Source organism: Bradyrhizobium sp. (assembly GCF_036009065.1).
Classification (GTDB): Bacteria; Pseudomonadota; Alphaproteobacteria; order Rhizobiales; family Xanthobacteraceae; genus Bradyrhizobium.
In genome coordinates this window covers 1-22,739 of record NZ_DASYMN010000160.1, presented here as the reverse complement: position 1 = coordinate 22,739, position 22,739 = coordinate 1, and the positions used below count along the sequence as shown (strand labels likewise).

Genomic DNA, 22,739 nt, shown 5'->3' with positions numbered 1-22,739 from the left:
ATCCTGGTGGGCGCTTATGCCGTCAGCATCTTGTTCGTAGAGCGGCTGTTCAGAGTAGTTAAGCCAAAGCTGCTGACCATCACCTGGTTCGCAAAGCTGTGGCTCTGGTTCGCAGAATTACGCGATAGAGCCGTCAAGTGTGTGACAGGAAAGCGCGATTGAAGGGGCCGAAGGTTGTCCGGGCGGTCCGTCGATAGCAGGAGATGTGCAGTCCCTGTCCGGGCCGATGGCGGAAGCTTCATCCTCGTGGGGTTAGGTTCAATTGGAGGGAGCGGCCCTCCGTAGCGCCCGCGACGTCCGCCTTGGTAATCGAAGATTGCGCCTCTACGTTTTCCGAAGATCGGTACAGGGCCAATACCGCGGTCGGCCCTCTGGGGCATCAGAGATAAAATCGAACACCCCCGTGCTCTGCTCAGCTACCTCATTCAGCGGCTCTGACCTTACGTTCGATATCGGGCACGCGGGGCCTTGCAGCTGGCCATGTATCAGAAGTGCAACGAGCACGATTGCAGCGAGGGCGCAGCCACCAGCAAAAATAAAGTAACCTCTGTTCGAACGCTGGATACTGGGTTCGCCAGTCATTTATTTCCTTTCAGCTCTATCTCTCCCCCCGTAATCCGATCTCGTTTTGACGATCGTTGCCAAGGCCAGCAACCTTCAATTTCTGTTTCAAGAGCGAAGCTAAGGAACGTTCGGATGAAGATGATACCGGCCAAAAGGGCAACACTCTCAGGGGTAAGAGGAGACGTGATCGTCGAAATTATGTCTGCCCCCACCAGCAACTCAAGACCCAGCAGAATGGCACGACCGAGATTGGACCGAAATTGCTCATAGGCCAACACCCAGTCTCGCAAACGCGCGCCGTCACGAACGAAGTTGATCGCAGCCAAGATGATGCCGCCGACAATTATAGCTACGCCGGAGAACTCGATCACCTTGGCAAGGTGAACCACAAAAAGGTGAGTTTGATCTCCCATCGTAACCCCGCTGCTGCGATTCGGGGGAAGCCTACGGCATGCAAAGTGCGTGCGGAAGCCTTTCCGGTTTGGAGAGTTCGACAGCCACGATCCGCAGTGCAAGCGGTCCCAGCTTGCAATCGTTCGGTATTGGTGAGGCCGAGCGGCGACCTCTTATTCGAATTCCAAGTTCGATCAGACCAAATGGGCGGCCTTAGGAAACCCGGAAACCCCGGGTCGCCTTCCATTTTTTCGACTTGTTGCCGTATCGCCACATACGCTGGGGTGATTGCTCGATACGCTTTGCTACCAGGTGCGCAGGCTTACGGGCTCGTCTTCGCAACGGCAGGGGGCAATCACATGACAAACATTCTGTATCAGTGCCGCAATACGCTGCTGTCCGGGGCAGCCATTCTTGCGAGCCTTGCGAGTGCCCCTGCCATCGCAGGATGCAACTCCGGCAACATTCCGAATACTGACCTCCTGACCACCGCAAATTGCGAAGCCGCCGCGCCAGGCGCAGGTTCACTTGCGGTCGGCTTTGGCGCCACATCGACAGGCGCCAGTTCTGTCGCAGTGGGCATGGGTACGGTAGGCTTTATCGTTGTGGCCGATCCATTCACCGGCGCCTTGTCACCAGTAACCGCGCCCGTAGCTGGCTCGGACTATTCCGTAGCAGTGGGAACCAGCAGTATTGCAACGAGCCTCGGTCGAAGCACGGCGGTCGGTGCGTTCAGCCAGAGTACTGGAGCATTCAGTGCCGCTTTCGGTGACGTAGCCAACGCCAGCGGCGTTCTGTCGACGGCGGTAGGCTCACATACTCAAGCCACAGGAGGTACTAGTTCAGCACTCGGTTGGCATGCCGTTGCATCGCAGAATGAGTCCACGGCGATCGGTAGTAATTCGGTTGCTAGCGGCATCAGCGCTACCGCAGTGGGCGGCGCGTTTTTCGGCGCAACGGCTTCGGGCGGTTTCGCGTCGGCTATCGGAGGCAATACGATTGCCAACGGCAATTTCTCGGTTGCGCTCGGCGCCGGCAATTGTCAGGCGGGCTCGTGCATCGCTGGGGAAACCACAGGCGCGAGCAGTGGGGGAAGCGCCGCGATCGCGGTCGGCGCCGGCTCGAACGCAGCCGGAAAGCTTTCCACCGCGATCGGCGGCACGGACGGGGTAACAAGTACCGTTTTTTCGACAGGGCGCGGCCCTATTTTTGTCCCTGGAGCGCTCAGTGGTGCCCGCACAAACGGAGATTTTGCCACGGCGGTAGGGACGGCCGCTAACGCCGGCGGAAAGTTTGGATCCGCTTTCGGTATCGCCAGCTCTGCAAGCGCAGAGAATGCAACTGCGGTGGGCGCGGTCGCCATTGCCAACAAGAGCGGCAGTACCGCAGTCGGTGTCGGCAGTCTGGCGAGTGGCGTTAGCAGCTCCGCCTTGGGCAATGGCAGCCAAGCGTCCGGCGTATTTTCAGTAGCCGTCGGTGGCGGGAGTTTCGGCGCCTTTTGTTTTCCGGAGCCTTGCGCCTCCGTCGCCCCGGCGCTGGCAACGGGAACGTCTAGTGTGGCGGTGGGAAATGGCAGCCGCGCGACCAAAGACAATGCTTCCGCTATCGGCCCCGGCACCACCGCGAGCGGCACGAACAGCGCAGCTTATGGGTTTTTGAGCACTGCGAGTGGCAGTTCGAGCATCGCCGCAGGCGACGGCAGCACGGCGAGTGGCAGCTCAGCCGTTGCCGTGGGTAATGTGGCTCAAGCCTTTCAAGACCTAGCCACGGCAGTTGGTGCTGGAAGCGTTGCCAGTGGATCAGAGGCGACCGCAGTCGGCGTTCTCGCCCAAGCGACAATGTTGCAGTCCTCAGCGTTTGGGGCGGGGGCCGCGGCAATCGGAAACAACAGCCAGGCGCTCGGCGCCTTCACCGAGGCAAGCGGCAATTCTAGCGTCGCGGTCGGGCTTGGTATGACCGCCAGCGGAACTACTTCCTTAGCCGTCGGCATGTTCGGGTTAGCAAGCGGCATAAACAGCACGGCGGTGGGCGCCAATAACGCGCAGGCAACCGCCAACAGTGCCACGGCTATCGGCGCCGCCAGTTTTGCGACCGGCGTCAACAGCACGGCGGTTGGCCGCAGCGCGGGAGCGATGAACTCTCGCAGCTCGGCCCTTGGCGTCGCCAGTTTAGCGAGCGGCGTCAGCAGCACGGCCTTCGGCGATACCGCGCAGGCTACCAAAAGCTTCAGCACCGCGATCGGCGCGAACAGCCTTGCGGATGGCGCGAACGCAACAGCGATCGGAGGCGGCGATGGCATCTCCACCTTCGGTGCAAAGGCGACTGGCAACCGAAGCACTGCGGTCGGCGTCGATAGCACCGCGAGCGGAACGAACAGCTCCGCCATCGGTCGGCTCAGCCTCGCAAGCGGCATTGTCAGCATCGCAACCGGGTCGGAGAGCCAGGCTACCGGCAACGCCAGTTCTGCCTATGGGGCGCAGAGCGTGGCCAGCGGACCCAACAGCACGGCCCTCGGCGCAGGGAGCATCGCGAACGCAAACCTCAGTCTGGCGACGGGTTTCAACGCACTCGCCAGTGCGGAATTTGCAACGGCCTCTGGATTCAGCAGCACGGCAAGCGGAGCGCGTAGCTTGGCTGGCGGTGTCGGCTCCACCGCGAGCGGCACCTCGTCGGTCGCGATCGGCGATACCGCGTCTGCCACCCAGACCGGCTCGATCGCAGTCGGCTTGAACTCGGCAGCGACGGGCGTCAGCGCAATCGCCATCGGAACCGGCGCGGTCGCTACCGGCTCAGTTGCCGTTGGCGCAGGCGCATCTGCGTCGAACGGCGGCGCGGCCTTCGGCGATGGCGCGGTTGCCACTGCCACCAATTCGACCGCGGTCGGTCCGGGAGCGGTGGCAACGCACGTCAACGCGGCGGCGATCGGGTCGGGCTCAGTGACATCGGCTGCAAATACGGTCTCCGTCGGCGCCGCCGGCAATGAGCGGCGTATCACCAATGTCGCCGCTGGCATCAACCCAACGGACGCGGTCAATGTGGGTCAGATATCGTCAATCGCCAGCGGCTTCCAAGGGCAGATCAATGGACTACAGAGCCAAATCAGCGGTAATCTAAGCGAATCTCGCCGAGGAATCGCGGCTACAGCGGCACTCGCAAATGTTGCGACCCCCTCCGCACCAGGTAAAACAACGCTAGCTATCAATGGAAGTGCCTATGAAGGTCAAAGTGGAGTTGGCATTGCGGTCGCGCACCGTTTGAAATGGGCACCGATCCCGGTCTACGTCAGTGCCGCTTATGGCAACGGGGGCGGAACGCAACATGTAGGACGTGTCGGCGCTGCTGTGGAATGGTGAGGGAGACAAGTCGAGCATTTCGTCAGTGCGAGGCTGGTGGCGATTGCCGCGAGCTTGGCAGCCGAAGCCGTATTCTTGTAGAATCGCGATGAAATCTTTCATGCATGGACTTCCGTATCTCGGTTGGAACGTCCTATTCCGTTGCATCGCGCTCGCCACGGCCCTCGTGGTCACTTGTCAGCATCTGGCCCATGCGCAAGGGCAGCAGCCGGCGGCACCCGTGGCGGCGCCCCCACCGGCTGCGACACCTGCGCCCGCGCCTCAGCAATTCCAGCCATCCGGCGAATGGGCGAAATTGCCGCGTATGCAGCTTGAACGGCAGTACGCCGGGCCGTTGCAGGATACGATCATTCAGCGCTGGCGCGATCCCGCGGACGGAACGATCTGCTACATTTATCTTCCAATCGCGGCGTCGCACTCGCCACCGACTTCGTCCGGCTACGTTCAATATGGCCCGAACACTATCGGTTCGCTCAGCTGTTCCTTACCTTTGATTGAATCTACAGTTGCTCAAACGAAGCGGACGCGGGCACCCACGATGCCCGCACCGATTTTACCGGTGGCGCCAGGACAGCCCCAACAAGCGAAGTAAGAGGGAAGGGTTCGTAGGCGTCGATCATAAGGTCGTTGCATTGGCGACTTTCACAACGGGGATGGCATGTCCGACGTTCTCTGGGAGGATGCACAACGGTGTTCAGACTGGGTATGACTTGGCGGCTCTGGGGTGATTACAAGGTGGTAGGGGTCGGAGACTTCAACCGCGACGGAACGTCAAACTTGTTCTGGCGCAACGATTCATCCAACCATAAAGTTACTTGGCACGATCCGGGAGCATACGGCGTTGATCACACCTTTATCTTATAGTTGAGAGCCCTCAAAGACGGTTGAAGTCGTTCGACTCGGCCGAGCATGGTTTGCTGTTCGCCCTTTCTTTTGAAGTACATACTCTTTCACCTTGGTTCGGTTGATCGACTGTTCCCTGCGGAGTTCCTGCCGGCCGATCTAATCGTTAGAACAACTTCCGATAGCTGATCGTGCCTGTTTTTCAGGTAGAGAAGGTTCGATCCCAGTTCCACTCCCTCCGCCAGCCTGGCCGTCGCGGATTGGTCTTGCCAATGACCGCACGTCGGCGCGAATGTAGGGCAACAAAAGAATAAGCCTGGAGGGACGCGATCGTGGTCAATCGGTTTTGTTGTAGATGCGCCCTCGCGGGCTTTGGTCTGTTGATGTCCGCGCTTTCGATGCCGGCCCACGCACAGTCGAGCGCGAAGAACGTTACGTTGGTCGTTCCTTTTGCGGCCGGCGGCGGCACCGATACGGTCGCACGTCTGATTGGCGAGCAAATGTCGCGCACACTCGGCCAGACCGTTATCATCGAGAACGTGGTCGGAGGCGGCAGCACGCTGGCTAATGATCGTGTTGCCCGATCGGCGCCCGACGGGTCCACAGTCCTGATCAATCACGTCGCGCTGCTCGCAGCACCCAGCCTGTTCACCAATCTGCGGTATGATACGAACACTGCGTTTGAGACGGTCGGCCTTGTCAACAACGCGCCAATGGTCCTGATCGGCCGCAAGTCGATTCCCGGCGCGGGGCCGAAGGATTTTGTGGACTGGATCAAGGCGAAAGGCGACAAGGCGAATTTTGCACATGGTGGTATCGGGACAAACAGTCACCTGTGCGCCGTCATGATGGGCAATGTGCTCGGTTTCAAGCCGACCATCGTGGCTTATCGCGGATCAGCTCCGGCGATCGGCGATCTCCTGGCAGGGCAGATTGATCTCTTATGGGATCAGGTGACCAACGCGCTGCCGCAGATTCAGGCCGGAACGCTTCACGGCATAGCCATTACGTCGTCAGAACGGCTTGAACAGTTGAAGGACGTGCCGACCACCGCCGAGCTCGGCATGCCCGAGGTCAGCTACTCGATGTGGCATGGGCTCTACGTGGCGAAGGGCACGCCCACGGAGACCATAGGCGCGCTGAATTCGGCGCTCCGCAAGGCTTTGTCCGACCCAGTCCTGCTGGAGAAGCTGAAGCAGCTCGGAACCTTGCCATTTCCTGACAATGAGTTGACGCCTGAAGCGCACGCGCGCTTGTTCGCCGCTGATATGCTCCGGGTCGCAAAGCTCGTTGAAAGCTCGGGCATCAAGGCAAGCGAAGCGAAGTAACGCGCCCCGATGCGGTGAACACCGAGCCTACGACGCGGTCGCTGACGGGCTGAACGGCATGCGGCGCGTGGAGCAGACCCCATGTGGACATGGGTGGTGAAATCCTGTGCGGCCTGTAAAAGGATCCGCTAACCGGATTCCGCTCCCAATGCTGCAATTCCCCTCAGCTTCCGTTGAGACCAAGGCCTCTTGGGCTGTCGCCTGGGTAGCACTCTTCATCCTTGGGATGTCGTTCGGCGCAGCCTGGATCACCGCGGTAGCGCTCAAGGACATCGCCAGCGAAGTGGGCGGGTCGCGTTCCGTTCCAGCACTCGCCAGCGCGCTGGCCTGGCTCGGCTCCGGCATCGGCGGTATCATCATGTCACAGATCGCCGATCGGGTCGGCACGCGCTGGACGGTGATCTTCGGTTCGTTGATGATCGGCCTTGGCCTCTCAATTTCGGCCTTCGGGCCACCTTGGCCGCTGTGGATCGGCCACGGACTATTTATCGGCTTGATCGGGATCGGCGGCATCAATGCGCCCTTGTACATTTATGTCAGCCGCTGGTTCGACCGCCGGCGCGGTTCGGCGCTGGCGCTGATCTCGAGCGGCACCTATCTCGCCGGCGCGGTGTGGCCACCGGTATTCGAGCAAGCGATCGCCAATTTCGGATGGCGGCAGGCGATGCTGTGGTATGCTCTCGCCGAGATAGTTGTCGTCGCGCCGCTTGCCGCAATTTATTTTCGCGCGGCACCCGAAGTGATTCATCCGGCGGCGGTGTCCGGAGCGGATGTAAGCAAGGCGCGGATCCTCGGCTGGCCGCCCAATGCGGTGTTCGCGCTGATGTGCGGCGCCGCCGTGCTGTGTTGCATTCCCATGGCGATGCCGCAGGCGCATCTGGTCGCGTTTTGCAGCGATCTCGGTATCAGCCGGTCGATGGGCGCCCTGATGTTGTCGGTACTGCTCGGCACCGCGTTCCTGAGCCGGCAAATCTGGGGCGTGATCTCCGATCGTATCGGCGGTCTCACCACCGTACTGATCGGATCAGCCTGGCAGGCCGCATCGATGACGGCCCTTCTGCTGACACAGAATGAAGCCGGCCTGTTCACGGTGGCTGCCGCTTTCGGGCTCGGCTTTTCCGGCATCATCCCGGCTTATGTCCTGGCGGTGCGTGAACTGTTTCCGGCGTCGGAAGCCTCCTGGAGAATCCCGACGCTGTTGCTGTTCACCGCGGGAGGCATGGCCGCCGGCGGCTGGATTGCCGGCCTGCTCTACGACCATCTCGGATATTATGCGCCCGCGTTCGCCGCCGGCATCGGCGCCAACATTCTCAATCTGCTCATCGTCAGTGTGCTGGTCGGGCGAAAACGCCGGCCCGCAGCCTAGGCGCCCGCACCATCTCCTGCGGCGAGCGATTATCGTACTTCGCCGGAGAATCCCTGCCGCAATGCTGACAGCCGGTCGAGCGCGGCTCGCGGTAGTGGGCCTTTTTGGACCGCGGCGAGCGCGTCCTCGAACTGTTGCGGCGTTGCCATGCCGACCAGGATCGTGCCCATCGCGGGATGAGACAGCGCAAACCGCGTGGCGGCTTCGGTCAAGGTGCTGGCGAACCCCTCCTTTACCAGCGGGAGCAGACGGCGTGCGCGATCGACATCGGCGTCATAGCGCATTGCCGAGCCAATCGGCTCGGGCGCCGGACCCGCAATCGGGTGACGTTCGGTCGAGCCCGAAAGCGCGCCGCCGGCAAGCACGCGGATTCCCACGACGCCAACGCCGGCGCCCTCGGTGTGATCGAACAATCGTCCATAATCCTGTGCCGGATAGTTCGCCGGCAATTCTTCGGCGGCAGATGGATTGAGCATGTTGTAGACAGCCTGTGCGCTGTCGAAGGCCTTTGCATCAATCACCTGATGCAGTGCGGCGGTGTCGCCGAGCGCCGTAATCCCAAGGAAACGAATCTTCCCCTGTTGCCGCAGGCGCTCGAACGCCGGCACCACCTCGTCCAGCACCTGCCGGACGCTCAGCGCCGATCCACCTTCTGTTTCGGTAATCGGATTGTGCAGGTGAAAGATGTCGACCTGGTCAAGACGCAGCCGCGCCAGACTACCTTCGAGCGACATTGTTACGGCGTCGGCAATGGCCTCGCCGGGCGGCACTCGCACCTTGGTGCCGACGACCACGTCAGCCGGTTTCAGCCTTTGCAACACGCGGCCAAGGTTCTCTTCCGATTCGCCATTGCCGTACTGCACTGCGGTGTCGAAGTAGTTGACGCCAGCGGCGATCGCCCGCGCGATCGTGCGCTCCTGGTCGGCAGCATCGCCGCGTACCATGAGTCCGCCCACCGCGCCGCAGCCAAAACCCAGCACCGAGAGTTGCATCCCCGTGCGTCCAAAGACCCGCAATTGCATCGCCGTGCCTCCAACACCATGCACAATACTCTAACGACACGCCGGATTAACGCCACGCTGATGTTGTGGCCTCGGGCCACGTTCACTTAGAGCCGGCATTTGACAATTGTCCGGACCGGCGCATTGATAACGGAATTCCCCGGCAGCGGGCGTTCGCCTGTTAGAATTCGGGGCATCGCAGGGAGGCATTCATGAAGCTTTATTCGAAAGCAACGGTGGCGATGTTGACGCTGGCCGCTTGGCCGGCGTTCACGCAGCCGACGTTCGCCCAGCCGGCAGCGCCGGCGCCCACCGCGCTCGAGACATTGGGCGCCATGCGTCCGACGGGCAGTACGGCCGATTGGCCGGAAATCCCGCAAACCGGGGCGAAGGCCGAGCAGGTCAAACAGAACCTCGCCAAGGTCAAGCTGCCGCCGGGCTTCAAAATCTCGCTCTACGCACTGGTGCCGGACGCCCGTCATATCGCAGTCGGCCCGCAGGGTGTCGCGACATTTGTCGGCACGCGCAAGTCGAAAGTCTGGGTGGTGACCGACCGCGCCCGCGGCGGCGTCGGCGACGAGGTCAAGGAGTTCGCGCCTACCTTGCCGAAGAAGATTCCCAATGGCGGATGCTTCTCGAAGGACGGCTTCCTCTATATCGCCGAGCAGAACCGTGTTCTGGAATATCCGGCGGCCGAATTTTTCTATGAAAGTCCGGATGTGGTTGCCGGCGTCGTCGTAGCGGAAGGTGAGCTGATTCCGAAATCCGAGGAGAGCTACAATCACACCGCGCGGGTCTGCAGGGTCGGCCCGGACAACAAGCTCTATATCCAGCTGGGCCAGCCCTACAACGTGCCGACAAAGGAAAAAAACGATCTCTACCGCAAGCTCGGCATCGGCGGGATCATCCGCATGGATCGCGACGGCAAGAACCGCGAGGTCTACGCGGTCGGCTTGCGCAATCCGGTCGGCATGGATTTCCATCCGAAGGACAAGTCGCTCTGGACCAACGATAACCAGGTCGACGGCATGGGCGACGAGCAGCCACCCGGCGAGTTGAACCGTATCACCAGCAGCGGTCAGGATTTCGGTTTCCCCTGGTATGGCGGCGGCAAGATCCGCACCAACGAGTACAAGAACGATACGCCGCCGGCCAATGCGGTTTTCCCCGAAGTGGAGCAGGCCGCACACGCAGCCGACCTCGGCCTGATCTTCTACACCGGCAACATGTTTCCGAAGAAATATCAGGGCGCCATTTTTTCCACGCAGCATGGTTCGTGGAACAGAACTACGCCGGTCGGCGCCCGGGTGATGGTGACGTTCCTCAAGGATGACGGCCATGTCGCCGGAAAATCCGAGCCGTTCGCCGAAGGCTGGAACGACAATGGCTATTACCTTGGCCGTCCCGTCGATGTGGCGCAATTGGCGGATGGTTCGCTGCTGGTTTCGGACGATCTGGTCGGAGCGCTTTATCGCATCTGGTACGATGGCAAGTGATATCTTGTTCTGATTTGATGGCCCCCTGACGCGGGGGGCCATCATGCTTTCGGTGGCACACGGTTCGTGAGGGCGAAGGTGATCTCTGCGTATCCCAAGGCGGCACGGCTGGTCGCCTGCCTGTTCGCGTCTGTTTGCCTTCTCGTAGCCAGTGGCAGCGTGTGCAGTGCCGGTGACGTAAAAGCCGGCCGGGCGAAGGCGCTGATGTGCCAGGCATGTCACGGGCTCGACGGTCTATCAAAGGTTCCAGACGCGCCGAACATTGCCGGCCAGACCGAGCCGTATATCGTAGCTCAACTGCAAGCATACAAATCCGGCGCTCGAAAGAACGACGCGATGTCGGTGGTCGCTCCATCCTTGTCGGACGCGGACATAGAGGATCTTGCGGCCTATTTTTCGGCCATCGAGATCAGCGTCGTAAAAATCCCCGGCCCGTAGGCGGCATCTGTACTGCCGATCCGCGCGCGCCGCGTAGCCCGCATGAGCGTAGCGATATGCGGGTTGGCGGCACCCGAATGTCGCTTCGCTCATGCAGGCTACGATGTTGCAGTGGTCGTCTCGCTCCAGCTATTCCGCGCTGATGTCGGCATCCTTGACGACTTTTGCCCAGCGCAGGCGATCCTTGGCGATCAGCGCTGCCAGTCGGTCGGGCGGGCCGCCTTGCGCGACCAGGCCCTGCTTGTCGAGCGCTGCGCGAATGCCTGGCTGCGCCAGGATCTCGTTGAACACCGTATTGTAGCGGTCAACGATGTCCTTCGGCGTACCGGCCGGAGCAAGGGCGGCATACCACAGATCGACGTCGAAATCGGTTACGCCAAGTTCGGCCAGCGTCGGCACCTGCGCCGCCTGATGCGCCCGCGCCTGGCTGCCGACGGCCAGAATACGGATGTTTCCCGATTCCGCGAGAGGAAGCGAGGTATGGATCGGCAGGATCATCGCCGAAACGTGTCCGCCCGCGAGGTCTTTCACGGCGCCGGCCGAGCCCGCATAAGGAATGTGAGTCAGATTGATCTGCGCCGTCAGCTTCAACAGCTCCATGGCGAGATGTTGCGGCGTTCCCCGGCCGGGGGAAGCATAGTTGATCTCGCCCGGCTTGCTGCGCGCAAGCGCGAGCAGTTCTGCGAAAGTGCTGACATTAAGCGAAGGGTGCACGACAAGCGCAAGAACTCCGGTCGCGATCTCCACGATCGGCACGAAGCTCGCCTCCGGATCGTAGGGGATCGAGCGGTAAAGGCTCGCATTCATCACGAAGGTATTGACGGTCACCAGAAGCGTCTGGCCATCGGGAGCCGCGCGCGCAGCTGCCTGCGTACCGATGTTGCCACTGGCACCCGGCTTGTTCTCGACGATCACCGGTTGATTCCAGCGCTGCCGCAATTCCTCACCGAGGATACGTGCGAGCAGATCGGGCCCTGTGCCCGCCGTGAACGGAACGTTGAGCCGAATTGTTTGCTGCGACTGGGCCAGGCTTTGCCTTGCTGGGACAAAGGCCGTGGCCAGTATCCCCAGCATCGTGCGGCGCGAATGCGTGGCTCTGGCGGGCATAGGTTCTCTCACTATTATGGCTAATCGCCAGCGGCGACTGCAACACGTTTTCGAGGAAGGTCAAGCTAATCGGCCAAAGCTGGATTCGCCAGCCCATCCGCGGCCGTATCCGTTATGCGCCTAGGACCACAACATGCTGCGGCTCGACGCTGATGTAGACGTCCTGCCTGACCGCCAGCGGCTCCACGCCGCGCAAGGTGACCTGGGTCGCTTAGGGCGTCTTGAGTTTAAGTAGAATCGGCTCGTGTCACCTCTCCCCTCCGGGGAGAGGTGACCGGAACGTCATGGCGATTCGACTTAAAGTCATCGCGCACAAAGCTGTTACGGCTGCGGACAGCATTACGTCGGTTCAAGCGCCTCCAGCACCTTCGGCGGTGACATCGGCAGGCTGTAGAAGCGTTTTCCGAGCGCGTTGTGGATGGCGTTGGCGACGGCGGCCATCACCGGTACGAGCGGCACTTCGCCGACGCCCTTGACGCCTTGCGGATGCTTCGGGTTCGGCACTTCGACCATCACTGTGTCGAGCATCGGCAGGTCCGAGCAGACCGGCATGCGATAGTCGAGGAAGCCCGGGTTATCGACCTTGCCGTCCCGGGTGTAGATGTATTCCTCGTTCAGCGCCCAGCCGATGCCCTGCGCGACGCCGCCCTGCATCTGGCCCTCGACATAACCCGGATGGATGGCGCGCCCGACGTCCTGCACCGCCGTGTAACGGACCACGCGCGCAATCCCGAGCTCGACATCAACCTCCACGTCGCAGATGTGGGTGCCGAAGCCGCCCTCGGCGCCTTCGGTGTTGAGCTGCACCCCGGCGCCGATCGGCCCGCCCATCTGCGGGGCCTTTTCCGCAAGCTCGGCAAGCGTGAGCGGTTCGAACTGGCCGGCGTTGGGGCTGGCCGGATGCGCGGCGCCGTTTTCCCATTTGACCGCCTCGGGATCGATCTCCCAGATTTTTGCAGCGCGCTCGCGCAAGGTGGTGATGACCTTTTCAGCCGATTGCGTCACCACCATCGCGGAGGCGAACAGCACGCGGCTGCCGCCGGTCAGGTTGGAGAAGCCGATGGTCGCGGTGTCGCCGATCAGCACGGACACGCGCCGGTAGTCGATGCCGAGCAGCTCGGCGCAGATATTGGCGATCGCGGCGCGCGAGCCGCCGATATCCGGATGGCCTGTGGTGACGGCGACATTGCCATCCTCGGTGATATTGACCTGCGCGCTGGATTCGCCGCCGGCGTTGAACCAGAAACCGGAAGCCACGCCGCGGCCCTGCAGTTTGCCTTGCAATTTAGCGAGCGGCGCCTGGTAGTGCGGATGCGCCTTCGCGGCCTCGAGCGTCTCGATGTAGCCGATGCGCGGAAACACCGGACCATGCGCGGCCTTGGTGCCTTGCTTGGCGGCATTCTTCAGCCGCAGCTCCAGCGGATCGATCTTGAGCGCTTCGGCCAGTTCATCGAGCACGCACTCCACGGCGTAGGCGCCGATCGGCGCGCCCGGCGCGCGATAGGCCGCCACCTTGGAGCGGTTGGAGAGGACGTCGAAGCCCACTGAGAGAACGTGCGGGATGTCGTAGCACGAAAAGCTGCACCCGACGGCGCCGCGGATCGGCGAGCCCGGCAGCGCGCCGGCCTGCAGATAGAAGGTGCCTTGTGCGGCGACGATCCTGCCGTCTCTGGTGGCGCCGATCTTGACCGTGCTCTTTGAGCCGGATGTCGGCCCGGTCGCCCGCATCACCTCTTCGCGGGTCATGACCATCTTCACCGGACGGCCGGATTTCTTCGCCAGAAGCGTCGCCAGCGGCTCGAGATAGACGATGGTCTTGCCGCCGAAGCCGCCGCCGATTTCCGCCGGAATGGCGCGAATGTCGCTCTGCGAAATGCCCGTCAAGTGCGCCGTCATGGCGCGCACCATGAACTGGCCCTGGCTTGAGCTCCAGATCGTGGTCTTATTGTCGGCGCCGACACTGACCAGGCAGGCGTGCGGCTCGATATAGCCCTGATGCACCGGACGGGTGGTGAAGCTGCGCTCGACAACGATTTCGGCCGCAGCAAAACCTTGCGCGATGTCGCCCTTCTTGACCTCGATGCGGCCTGCGATGTTGGACGGCTTGCCCTCGAACTTCAGGAACTCGTGCAGGATCGGCGCATCGGGCTTGATTGCGTCCTCGATCTCGATCGACCACGGCAGCACTTCGTAATCCACTTCGATCAGCTCGCAGGCTTTTGCCGCAATCGCCTCGGTAGTGGCGGCCACGGCCGCAACGGGGTGGCCCGGGAACAGCGCCTTCTCGCGCGCCATCACGTTGCGGCACATCCAGCGCATGTCCTGGATGCCGAGCATGACCGACTTGTCGATGGGGAAGTCCACAACATCCCGCGCGGTGACCACCGCTTTCACGCCGGGCAGCGCCTCGGCCTTGGAGGTGTCGATCGACCGTATGCGCGCGTGCGGATGTGGGCTGCGGAGAACCTTGCCCCAGATCATGCCGGGCATGGTGGTGTCCGCCGCAAAGGCCGCCCGTCCGGTGACCTTGTCGGCGCCGTCCGGGCGAATCGTGCGCTCGCCGATCCACTTGTTGTTGGTGACGACGTTCATTGCGCTGCCTCCCTTGTATCAGCGGCGGTCTCCAGGACCGCACGTACGATCTTGTCGTAACCGGTGCACCGGCAGAGATTGCCTGCAAGCCAGAACCGGACCTCTTCCTCGCTCGGCCGCGGGTTCTTCTGCAGCAGGGCATCGGAGGCGACCAGCATGCCCGAGGTGCAGATGCCGCACTGCAGCGCCGCCATTTCCAGAAACTTCTGCTGCAGCGGGTGCAGCTTCTCGCCCAGCGCCATGCCTTCGATGGTGCGCAGCTCATGGCCTTCGGCCTCGGCTGCGAGCATCAGGCAGGAACAGACCAGGCGATCGTCCAGCATGATGCTGCATGCGCCGCAATCGCCGGACGCGCAGCCTTCCTTTGAGCCGGTCAGGCCGAGCGGCCCGCGCAGCGCGTCGAGCATTGTGTCACCGGGCTCGCACAAGAACTCCGCCGGCTCGTCATTGATGGTGGTGGAAACGTGCAGCTTTGTCATTGCGGTCAATTTCCTTGCGCGCGCTTTGCGGCGATTGCAACCGTGCGCTTCAAGAGGACGCCGGCAACTTTGGTGCGGTAGACAATGGTGCCGCGCTTGTCGTCGATCGGACGGCAGGCGGCAGAGCAGGCGGCCGCGGCGGCGTTCAGCGCCGCATCGTCGAGTCTGCTGCCGATCAACGCCTTGGCGGCGGCCTCGACCAGCAGCACCGTCGGCGCCACAGCGCCGAGCCCGACCCGCGCGGCGGTACAGACGCCGTCCGTCAGCGTGAGGCTGACGCCGACACCGACCACGGCGATGTCCATTTCGGTGCGCGGGATCATGCGCAAATAAGCGTCGCTCGAGCCCTTCGCTCGCGGCGGCAAGGTGAAGCTGACGAGAATCTCTCCAGGCAAAAGATTGGTGCGCCCGGGACCGGCCGGCACCTTCTCCACCGGCGTCTCGCGCCGTCCGTCCGGCCCCTGCAGCGTGACCATGGCGCCGGCTGCGACCAAAGCGGGCACGCTGTCGCCGGCCGGCGAGCCATTGCACAGATTGCCACCCGCCGAGGCGCGCCCCTGCACCTGGGTGGAGCCAATCAGGTTGATGGCCTCAAGTACGCCGGGCCAGACGTTGCCAAAGCGCGCGTGTTCGGCCAATACCGCGCCCGGGACGGCGGCGCCGACACGGAAGCCGCCCTCGGCGGTTTCCTCGATTGCAGTCACCTCGGCAATTTTCTTGATGTCGACGATCAAGCCCGGCCGCACGACACCGGCGCGCATCTGCACCAGAAGATCGGTACCGCCAGCCAGGATGCGCGCGGCACTTCCGGCGGCGGCAAATGCGCCAATCGCCTCGTCGAGCGTTCGCGGAGCCAGATATTGGATGTCCGTCATGTCATTCCCGTACCCTTTTCGCCGGCCCCAGGTTGGGGCTACCCTTTATTCAGGTCTGCAGAGGAAGGAGCCTACACGGGCAGAAACAATTGGAACAGCCTCTCGGGTCCGTGTTCGGAGCATGTCCCTATGCACCGACCCGTAGGGGTGCCAAGAGAATCCCGTTTGTTAATTGAGTTATTGATCCGCCATTGCGTCACTCATCGAGACCCACCATGCGAAGCCTTTTAGAACGGATGCGCGCGTTTTGGCATGCTGAAACCTGGCTGCTCGCTTCGGTTTTCGTCGCAGCGGCGCTGCTGCTTATCTTTGGCTTCATGGCCGATGAAGTAATGGACGGTTCGACCACCGCGTTAGACCAGGCCATTATCCTCTCTTTCCGCAGCGGGTCCGACAATTTGTCCGGACCCATCGGGCCGCCTTGGGTGCGAGAAATGGCCCGGGACATTACATCGCTGGGCAGCATCGCCGTGCTCGGGATCATGTCGTTCGTCGTGGTGGCATATCTGATCCTCGCCAAGTCACGTGCGGCTGCCTTGCTGGTGCTGGTGGCCGTTCTCGGCGGCCTGGCGCTCAACAGCCTGTTGAAAATTCAGTTCGCGCGGCCGAGGCCGGATCTGTTCATTCCCGCTGCAAAAGTCTTCACCGCAAGTTTCCCCAGCGGACACGCCGCTTATTCAGCGATCACGTACATGACCTTGGCAGCCCTGCTGGCCAGAACGACTGAAAGCCGTCGCCTTCGGATTTATTTTGTTGCAGTGGCTGTTACGCTAACGTTTATGATTGGCATAAGCCGCGTGTATCTCGGCGTCCATTATCCCACTGACGTCCTGGCCGGCTGGTGCGTCGGCTCGGCGTGGGCCCTGCTCTGCTGGGCCATCATGACGCGCCTTCAGCACAAGCGCCAGATCGAGCCGCCGCGAGACAGATGATCCGGAGCTGGTCTTGCGCCATTTTCGGAACATTCAGGGCGTACCACTGTTAGACGTTCCCGCCGACCTCTGTGAGGCCTTCCCCTGAAACCCGAGCGCGTCAGCGTCCTGTTGAACTCTTCCGCCGGCGCCGCCGCGGAGAAAAAGCGCGATGAATTGCATGTCGAGCTTGAAGCCGCCTTTCGCAAGCATGCGATCGCGGCCAGCTTTGAATTTGTACCAGGTTCAAAGCTTCGGGCAGCCGCGGAGCGTGCGGTCAAAAGGGTCGCCGTCGGCGAGATCGACGCAATTGTCGCCGGTGGGGGAGATGGTACCATCCACACCGTCGCGAGCGTTGTTGCGGGTACGGATATTCCGCTCGGTATCATTCCATTGGGAACGTTGGATCACTTTGCCAAAGACCTCAAAATTCCGCTTGCCGTCGAGGACGCGGTCGCTGTCATTTCAGGCGGCGTGCATCGATCGGTTGACGTCGGCGAGGTGAATGGCGAGATGTTCATCAATAACTCGTCAATCGGAATCTATCCTTACGTCGTTCTCGACCGGGATCGGCGCAGAAAGCATCAGGGGTTGTCGAAGTGGCCGGCCATGATCATGGCCGGCTTTCGGGCATTCTGGAACCTACCGCTCCGCCGCCTCCGGATTCGCGCGCAGAATTGGCAGGAGGCTTGCCGCAGCCCGTGTGTGTTCATCGGCAACAATGAGTACCATTTGGAAGGGGCGTCCTTCGGAAGCCGTAAAAGGCTGGACGGCGGCGAGCTGTGCCTGTTCGTCGCAAGCCAGCAAAGCCGGCTTGCATTGTTGTGGGTGGCGGTTCGGAGCGTCGCGGGACTGTTGAACCAAAGCGATCTGCGGACCATCGCCACCCCAGCCGTCGAAGTCAGCTCGCGTCGAAAACGCTTACTGGTCGCACTTGACGGCGAGATACAGTCGATGCGGACGCCCTTGCATTATCGGACTAGGCCGGCCGCCCTCCGTGTGTTCGCGCCTTTGCCGACATACAAATAGTTTCCATGCGCACCATCGCTCACATTTCCGACCTGCATTTCGGACGGCACAATCTCGATGTGATGGAGAATCTTCTCGCGAGTATCGAAAAAAGTCGCCCCGATCTGGTGGTCATCAGCGGTGACTTCACGCAGCGGGCCCGACACGTTGAATTTGCTGAAGCGCGCCGATTCCTGGACCGCATTGCGGTTCCAAAACTCGTTACGCCGGGAAATCACGATGTTCCGCTTTACAACCTGTTTCACCGTTACCTTCGGCCGTTCCGGAAGTACGACCGTTACATCGCGCCCCTCGATCAACCCCTGGGATTCTTTCAAGACGACGGACTTGCCGTGTTGGGGCTGAATACCGCTCGCCGCTTCACGCGAAAAAACGGCCGCCTTTCGCAAGTCCAGATTTCTAGCATTCGACGAATCTTCGCTTCGGTGCCTCGCGGCACTACCAAAATCATCGTCACGCATCATCCGCTGGCCGTTCCAGACAGCGAAGACTCGCTGGAACTTGCCGGACGAGCGATCGCCGCGCTCAAGGCGATCGCCGATGCAGGGGTTCATTTATTATTATCGGGACATCACCACCGCGCGCTCAGTGGGCCAGTAACGGAGGTTAGCAGTGCCGGATCGATCCTGATCGTGCACGCCGGCACCGCGATCTCAACCCGTACCAGAGGAGTTGGGGGGAATTCATACAACCTGATCCAGATTGCTCACGGGCAAATTTCGGTTCGGGTCATGGAATGGGGGAAGGGACAGGGGTTTGTCGAAGCCGGGATTGCATCCTATGCCTTTGACGGAAACCGCTGGCGCGCCAAGTAACCATGAGCGAGTCTCAGCCATCCGGCTGCTGCCCGCGCTCCCGCATTTCATCGCTGGGCCTGACGTCCTGCGAGCGGCTGTAGATCGCGACGGCTGCGATCAGCACCAAGGTGAGCACTCCGAACAGCGCGCGGTATGCGGTTTCAGTTCGGGCGCCGCCAGCCAGCGGCTCGAACGCGCCGATAATGATGCCGGACAACGTTTGCATGCATGCGACGCCGAACATCACGCAGGTGTTGACGGTCGCAATGCCGCGCCCGATCAGCCGGTCCGGAATGGTGCCGCGGCCATGCGTCATCACCATGGTGCTGGAGGCGCTGAAGAAGCCGATGCCGAGGATGGCGGCGATCGGCACCCAGATTGGCGGGCGGGAAACCAGCGCCAGGGTGGCGAGCAAGCAAATGATCACCAGGCTGCCGCCGATGGCGATCCATTTGCGCGTGTCCAGCAGGCGATCCAGCGGGCCGAAGGCGAGCATGCCGAACTGGTAGGCGATCACGGCGACGAGCAGCACGTTGCCCGCCTCGATGGCGCTCAGTCCATGGACCTCGCGCAAGAACGGACCGCCCCATAGGCCCTGCACCGTGAAAGTGCAGGCATAGTTGCAAAAGTTCAGCGCCAGAATCGGCCTCAGGCGGGGGTTGCGCAGTACCTCCAGCAGGCCCTGCAGCATCTGGCGTGGGAGCTCTGGCGTGCGGACCAAAAAGGGGTGGCCGGGCGGAGCATCGCGCACCATCAGCCAGACGGCGATGGTGGCAAGTGCAGTGAAGACCACGGCGATGCCGAACACGGCGCGCCAACCGATGGCCTCCGAAGCCCAGGCGAGCGGGGTCGTGGCGGCCAGGTTGCCGAGCAGTCCGATGGACATGACCATGGCGGTGAGGGTGGAGAAGCGGTCCGGCGCGAACCAACGGGAGATCACCACCATGCTGCCGATGAGCATGACCCCGAAGCCGGCGCCCATCAGCACCCGGCCGCTGAGCAGTATTGGCCAGCTCGGCGCCAGGGTGAAGATGATGCCGCCGATGGTGGCGAGGATGAGCATGCCAACCACGGTACGGCGGGGCCCGAAACGGTCGAACAAGAAGCCGCAGGGGATCTGTGTGGCGGCGAAGCCGAAGAAGAAGGCGCCTGTAAGCGCGCCCAAAGCTTCCGGCCCGATGGACAGGTCGCGCATCAGGTCGAGGCCGATGGTGACGTTGGAGGCGCGGAAGAAATGGCTGGCGACATAGGCAATGGCCAATGTCGTGACGATGATCAGGCCCCGGCGGTGGGGGAAGGGGCGCCGCTCGGTGGACCGCATCGATGGGGATGTTTCTTATTGAAAATTGCTCGGCAGGCGTCTTCAGGTGCCGAGCCTATGCGGCCTCGCTGTGCAGTTCAAGGTTGGAGCCGATGGCGCGCTTGGCCTGACCGGCCATCAGGGTAGCCGGCTTTTCTCCGCCAGGCGCAGCGTTCTGGCATTGAGACGACTCAACGATCCTCGCGGCCGGCCAGCGTCATGATGGTTGACAGGGATTCAACGCATAGCGTCTCTGCGCCGTTCGTGACGCCAAAGGCTTGCCCGCGGCAGATCTTGAGCGTACGGCCGTTGCGGATGACATGCCCTCTGGCCACCATAACCTCGCCGCGGCCGGGGGCGAGAAGGTTGACCTTGTACTCCACCGTGAGCACGGATGCATCGGCCGGCATCAGGCCGAAGGATGCATAGCCGCATGCAGAATCGACGATAGCGGCCGTGGTGCCGGCATGGAAGAAACCGTGCTGCTGCGTCAGTTCCGGCCGATAGGGCATGCGGATCTCGCAGTAGCCGGGCTCAATTATCGTGAGCGAGGCGTCGAGATAGCGCATAAATGCCTGCCGCGAAAAACTGTCGCGCACGCGTTCGGCGAAGTTTGGGTCGGCTGGTTTAAATGTCATGTTGCACCCTGTTGTGTCCCGATAAGACCGCTTCGCGTTTCAGGCAAGGACGATACGACAAGCGTCGCATTGACGCCGCCAAAGCCGATTGCGTTGACCAGGCAATGCCGGCCGGCAAATGCCCGCGGCGCCGTCACGATGTCCAGCGCGCCGAGTTCGTCGTCTGCATTTTCGAAATTGCGCGTCGGCGAGAGCGTCTTGGTCTGTAGCGCCATCAGGGCAGCGAGCATGCTCAAGGGCCCGTTGGCGGCGAATGTGTAACCGGTCTGCGCCTTGATGGAGGTGACCGGCGGCATGCGCCTGCCGAATACCGCCCGCAGCGCTTCGACCTCGGCGCGGTCGCCGCGCACCAGTCCGGAACCCTGGGCATACACGGCGTCGATGTCATCGGGTTCAAGCCCGGCATCTTGGATTGCCGCCCGGATGCAGGCGGCGATCGATTCCGGCGCCTGCAATAGCAGGCCGTCGACGCCGGTCGAGGTCGCCGTGCCGCTGATCTCGCCGTAGATCGTGGCTCCGCGGGCCCCCGCCCGCTCCAACTCCTCGACCACGAACAGCGCCGCGCCTTCGCCGATGACGAAGCCGTCGCGCCCGCGATCGAACGGGCGCGGCGCAAGCGCCGGATCGCCGCCGCGGCTGAGCAGGCGCATCGCCTCGAACCCCGAAAACGTGATCGGCGTCGTCACCGCCTCGGCGCCACCTGCCAGTATCCAGCTGTGCTCACCGCGGCGAATCGCTTCTAGTGCGGCGCCGAGCGCCTGGCTGCCGGCCGCGCAGGCGCCGGCAAATGTGAGCTGCCGGCCCTCGAAGCCGGCCCGCTGCGCCAACATGCTCGCGGCCATGCTCGGGATCAGCGACATGATGAGAAACGGGGTGGTCTTGCGCGGCCCCTTGCTCTCCTGGCGCATGATGCCGGCCTCTATGTTGGGCAGACCGCCCATGGAGACGCCGACGTGCATCGCGCCGCTCGCCGATCCGTCGTTGATGCAGAGCTTCGCGTCAGCGAGCGCCGCCTCGCCCGCGGCGACGGCGAAGCGGACGAACAGCGCCATCCGGCGCATCTCGAAATCGAACGGCCCTTCGCCTAGCACGACGCGAGCGTCATCGACCTCGGCAGCGAGACTGCTGACGAAGCGATCGGCCGCGAAACGTGAGATCGGCCGCACTCCGGTTTCGCCGAGCAGGAGCTGCCTCCACACCTCCGTGACGCTCACTCCGAGAGCGGAGACGGCGCCGATGCCGGTGATGACGGCTCGCTTGCCGCTTGCATTCACGCCACCGCTCGCTTGCCCCATGCCTAGACGGTCTGCGCGATGGCCCCCGGCTCACGCCGGTGCTCCTTGATGTAGCCGAGCAGTTGCTGCATCGTGTCGATGCGGTCGACCACCTTTTCGTCGAACTCGAAGCCGACGCTGTCCTCAAGATAGAGCATAAGCTCGAAGAGCTTGAGGGAGCTTAACCCGTCCAGATCACGCGCAAGATGCGAGTCGGGTCGCAGATGGCTGACGTCGGTTTCCAGAAAAATACCGATCTGCCGCACCACCGCGTCAAATAGTTCCTTATCGCTCACTGCCACCTCCCTGTCGTTAACATAAGCCGGCTCACGGCGCGGCGGGTCATAACGCGATCTTGTCCATGAAACGGTCCGCAAGCGCGGTGAGGCTCGGCGCCTGGATCAACTCGATGGTGCCCGGCTTGAATCGGAGCCGGTCCTCGATCAGGCAACTGAGCTCCACCGCCATCAGCGAATCGAGCCCGAGCGCGTTCAACGGTTGGTTCGTATCGATGCCGTCGGCCGCAAGACCAAGTACCGCGGATAACTGCTCCCGTATGGCCGTGAGCAGAATCTCTTTCCGGTCCGTGGCAGGGGCGGCCCGCAACCTTTCGAGAACAAGATCCGGTCCGCCTGCCTTCGGGGCACGCTCCTCCTTCATGAGGTGCGCGAAGCGCGGTGACCGGGCGATCTCCGGCGCGAAGCGGCCCCAGGTCTTCCAGTCGATGTCGACGACGCCCACCTCGGTCACCTCGCGTCGGAGCAGCGCCTCCAGAACGGCGAAGGCCTGGTCAGGCAAAAACGAGCGCAAGCCGTGGCGTTGGAAATGCTGCTCGATTTCGGCATGTTGCGCCACATAGCCGCTCGCGCCAATAGCGCCCCAATTGACCGTCAGCGCAGGGCGTCCCTCGCCGCGCCGCCGATGCGCCAGCGCATCCAGAAACGCATTGGCGGCC

The 22,739-nt window shown here is 62.4% G+C and carries 19 protein-coding genes; 8 read left to right on the top strand and 11 right to left on the bottom strand.

Translation table 11 applies throughout. From position 1 onward, the window contains the following. Nucleotides 1-578: 578 nt before the first annotated feature. Complete coding sequence (locus tag VGP39_RS09655) at nt 579-977, bottom strand: DUF1622 domain-containing protein (protein WP_327567881.1); 399 nt, start codon at nt 975-977, stop codon at nt 579-581. Between the two features lie 264 nt (nt 978-1,241). On the opposite strand from VGP39_RS09655, the gene VGP39_RS09650 reads away from it, so the two are divergent. The 3 genes from VGP39_RS09650 (at nt 1,242) to VGP39_RS09640 (ending at nt 7,847) form a co-directional block, all read left to right on the top strand. Beyond that, nucleotides 1,242-4,310 (top strand): hypothetical protein, encoded by a 3,069-nt coding sequence (locus VGP39_RS09650; protein ID WP_327567880.1) that lies wholly within the window; start codon nt 1,242-1,244, stop codon nt 4,308-4,310. A gap of 1,226 nt (nt 4,311-5,536) precedes the next feature. Next, nucleotides 5,537-6,481 carry a tripartite tricarboxylate transporter substrate-binding protein gene (locus VGP39_RS09645; RefSeq protein ID WP_327567879.1) on the top strand — a complete coding sequence of 315 codons (945 nt, stop codon included), beginning with the start codon at nt 5,537-5,539 and terminating at the stop codon, nt 6,479-6,481. Between the two features lie 148 nt (nt 6,482-6,629). Then, the gene (locus VGP39_RS09640; protein WP_327567878.1) at nt 6,630-7,847 is read left to right on the top strand and encodes an MFS transporter; all 1,218 of its coding nucleotides are present in this window, start codon (nt 6,630-6,632) and stop codon (nt 7,845-7,847) included. A 29-nt stretch (nt 7,848-7,876) separates the two neighbouring features. Here VGP39_RS09640 and VGP39_RS09635 read toward each other — a convergent pair whose 3' ends face one another. Then, nucleotides 7,877-8,827, bottom strand: coding sequence for an aldo/keto reductase (locus VGP39_RS09635; RefSeq protein ID WP_327567877.1), 951 nt, complete (start codon nt 8,825-8,827; stop codon nt 7,877-7,879). A gap of 233 nt (nt 8,828-9,060) precedes the next feature. Here VGP39_RS09635 and VGP39_RS09630 point away from each other — a divergent pair, with 233 nt between their 5' ends. After that, nucleotides 9,061-10,344 carry a PQQ-dependent sugar dehydrogenase gene (locus VGP39_RS09630; protein ID WP_327567876.1) on the top strand — a complete coding sequence of 428 codons (1,284 nt, stop codon included), beginning with the start codon at nt 9,061-9,063 and terminating at the stop codon, nt 10,342-10,344. Nucleotides 10,345-10,410: 66 nt separating this feature from the next. Beyond that, nucleotides 10,411-10,782, top strand: a complete 372-nt coding sequence (locus tag VGP39_RS09625) for a cytochrome c (protein WP_327567875.1) — start codon at nt 10,411-10,413, stop codon at nt 10,780-10,782. Between the two features lie 129 nt (nt 10,783-10,911). Here the strand turns inward: VGP39_RS09625 and VGP39_RS09620 are convergent, their stop codons facing one another. The 4 genes from VGP39_RS09620 to VGP39_RS09605 form a co-directional block, all read right to left on the bottom strand. Next, nucleotides 10,912-11,889: a tripartite tricarboxylate transporter substrate binding protein gene (locus VGP39_RS09620; RefSeq protein WP_327567874.1), complete on the bottom strand. Its 978-nt coding sequence runs from the start codon at nt 11,887-11,889 to the stop codon at nt 10,912-10,914. Nucleotides 11,890-12,228: 339 nt separating this feature from the next. Then, on the bottom strand, nt 12,229-14,481 hold the full coding sequence (locus VGP39_RS09615) for a xanthine dehydrogenase family protein molybdopterin-binding subunit (RefSeq protein ID WP_327567873.1): 2,253 nt from the start codon (nt 14,479-14,481) through the stop codon (nt 12,229-12,231). Beyond that, complete coding sequence (locus tag VGP39_RS09610) at nt 14,478-14,960, bottom strand: (2Fe-2S)-binding protein (protein ID WP_327567872.1); 483 nt, start codon at nt 14,958-14,960, stop codon at nt 14,478-14,480. Before VGP39_RS09610 ends, VGP39_RS09615 begins: the two co-directional genes overlap by 4 nt. A gap of 5 nt (nt 14,961-14,965) precedes the next feature. Continuing rightward, the gene (locus VGP39_RS09605; RefSeq protein ID WP_327567882.1) at nt 14,966-15,826 is read right to left on the bottom strand and encodes a xanthine dehydrogenase family protein subunit M; all 861 of its coding nucleotides are present in this window, start codon (nt 15,824-15,826) and stop codon (nt 14,966-14,968) included. Nucleotides 15,827-16,050: 224 nt separating this feature from the next. On the opposite strand from VGP39_RS09605, the gene VGP39_RS09600 reads away from it, so the two are divergent. The 3 genes from VGP39_RS09600 (at nt 16,051) to VGP39_RS09590 (ending at nt 18,590) form a co-directional block, all read left to right on the top strand. Beyond that, the gene (locus tag VGP39_RS09600; protein ID WP_327567871.1) at nt 16,051-16,767 is read left to right on the top strand and encodes a phosphatase PAP2 family protein; all 717 of its coding nucleotides are present in this window, start codon (nt 16,051-16,053) and stop codon (nt 16,765-16,767) included. A gap of 111 nt (nt 16,768-16,878) precedes the next feature. After that, nucleotides 16,879-17,775, top strand: coding sequence for a diacylglycerol/lipid kinase family protein (locus tag VGP39_RS09595; protein WP_327567870.1), 897 nt, complete (start codon nt 16,879-16,881; stop codon nt 17,773-17,775). A 5-nt stretch (nt 17,776-17,780) separates the two neighbouring features. Next, a complete protein-coding gene (locus tag VGP39_RS09590) occupies nt 17,781-18,590 on the top strand; it encodes a metallophosphoesterase (protein ID WP_327567869.1) in 810 nt (269 codons plus the stop codon). A gap of 13 nt (nt 18,591-18,603) precedes the next feature. Here VGP39_RS09590 and VGP39_RS09585 read toward each other — a convergent pair whose 3' ends face one another. The 5 genes from VGP39_RS09585 to VGP39_RS09565 all read right to left on the bottom strand — a co-directional run. Next, a complete protein-coding gene (locus VGP39_RS09585; protein WP_327567868.1) occupies nt 18,604-19,893 on the bottom strand; it encodes an MFS transporter in 1,290 nt (429 codons plus the stop codon). Nucleotides 19,894-20,063: 170 nt separating this feature from the next. Further along, complete coding sequence (locus VGP39_RS09580; protein WP_414644615.1) at nt 20,064-20,510, bottom strand: PaaI family thioesterase; 447 nt, start codon at nt 20,508-20,510, stop codon at nt 20,064-20,066. Next, nucleotides 20,507-21,784, bottom strand: a complete 1,278-nt coding sequence (locus tag VGP39_RS09575; protein ID WP_327567866.1) for a beta-ketoacyl-[acyl-carrier-protein] synthase family protein — start codon at nt 21,782-21,784, stop codon at nt 20,507-20,509. The genes VGP39_RS09580 and VGP39_RS09575 overlap by 4 nt, the downstream gene beginning before the upstream one ends. A 23-nt stretch (nt 21,785-21,807) precedes the next feature. Then, nucleotides 21,808-22,080, bottom strand: coding sequence for an acyl carrier protein (locus VGP39_RS09570; RefSeq protein ID WP_327567865.1), 273 nt, complete (start codon nt 22,078-22,080; stop codon nt 21,808-21,810). Nucleotides 22,081-22,126: 46 nt separating this feature from the next. Then, nucleotides 22,127-22,739, bottom strand: a 613-nt coding sequence (locus tag VGP39_RS09565) for a beta-ketoacyl reductase (protein ID WP_327567864.1), incomplete at its 5' end; no start/stop codon positions are given.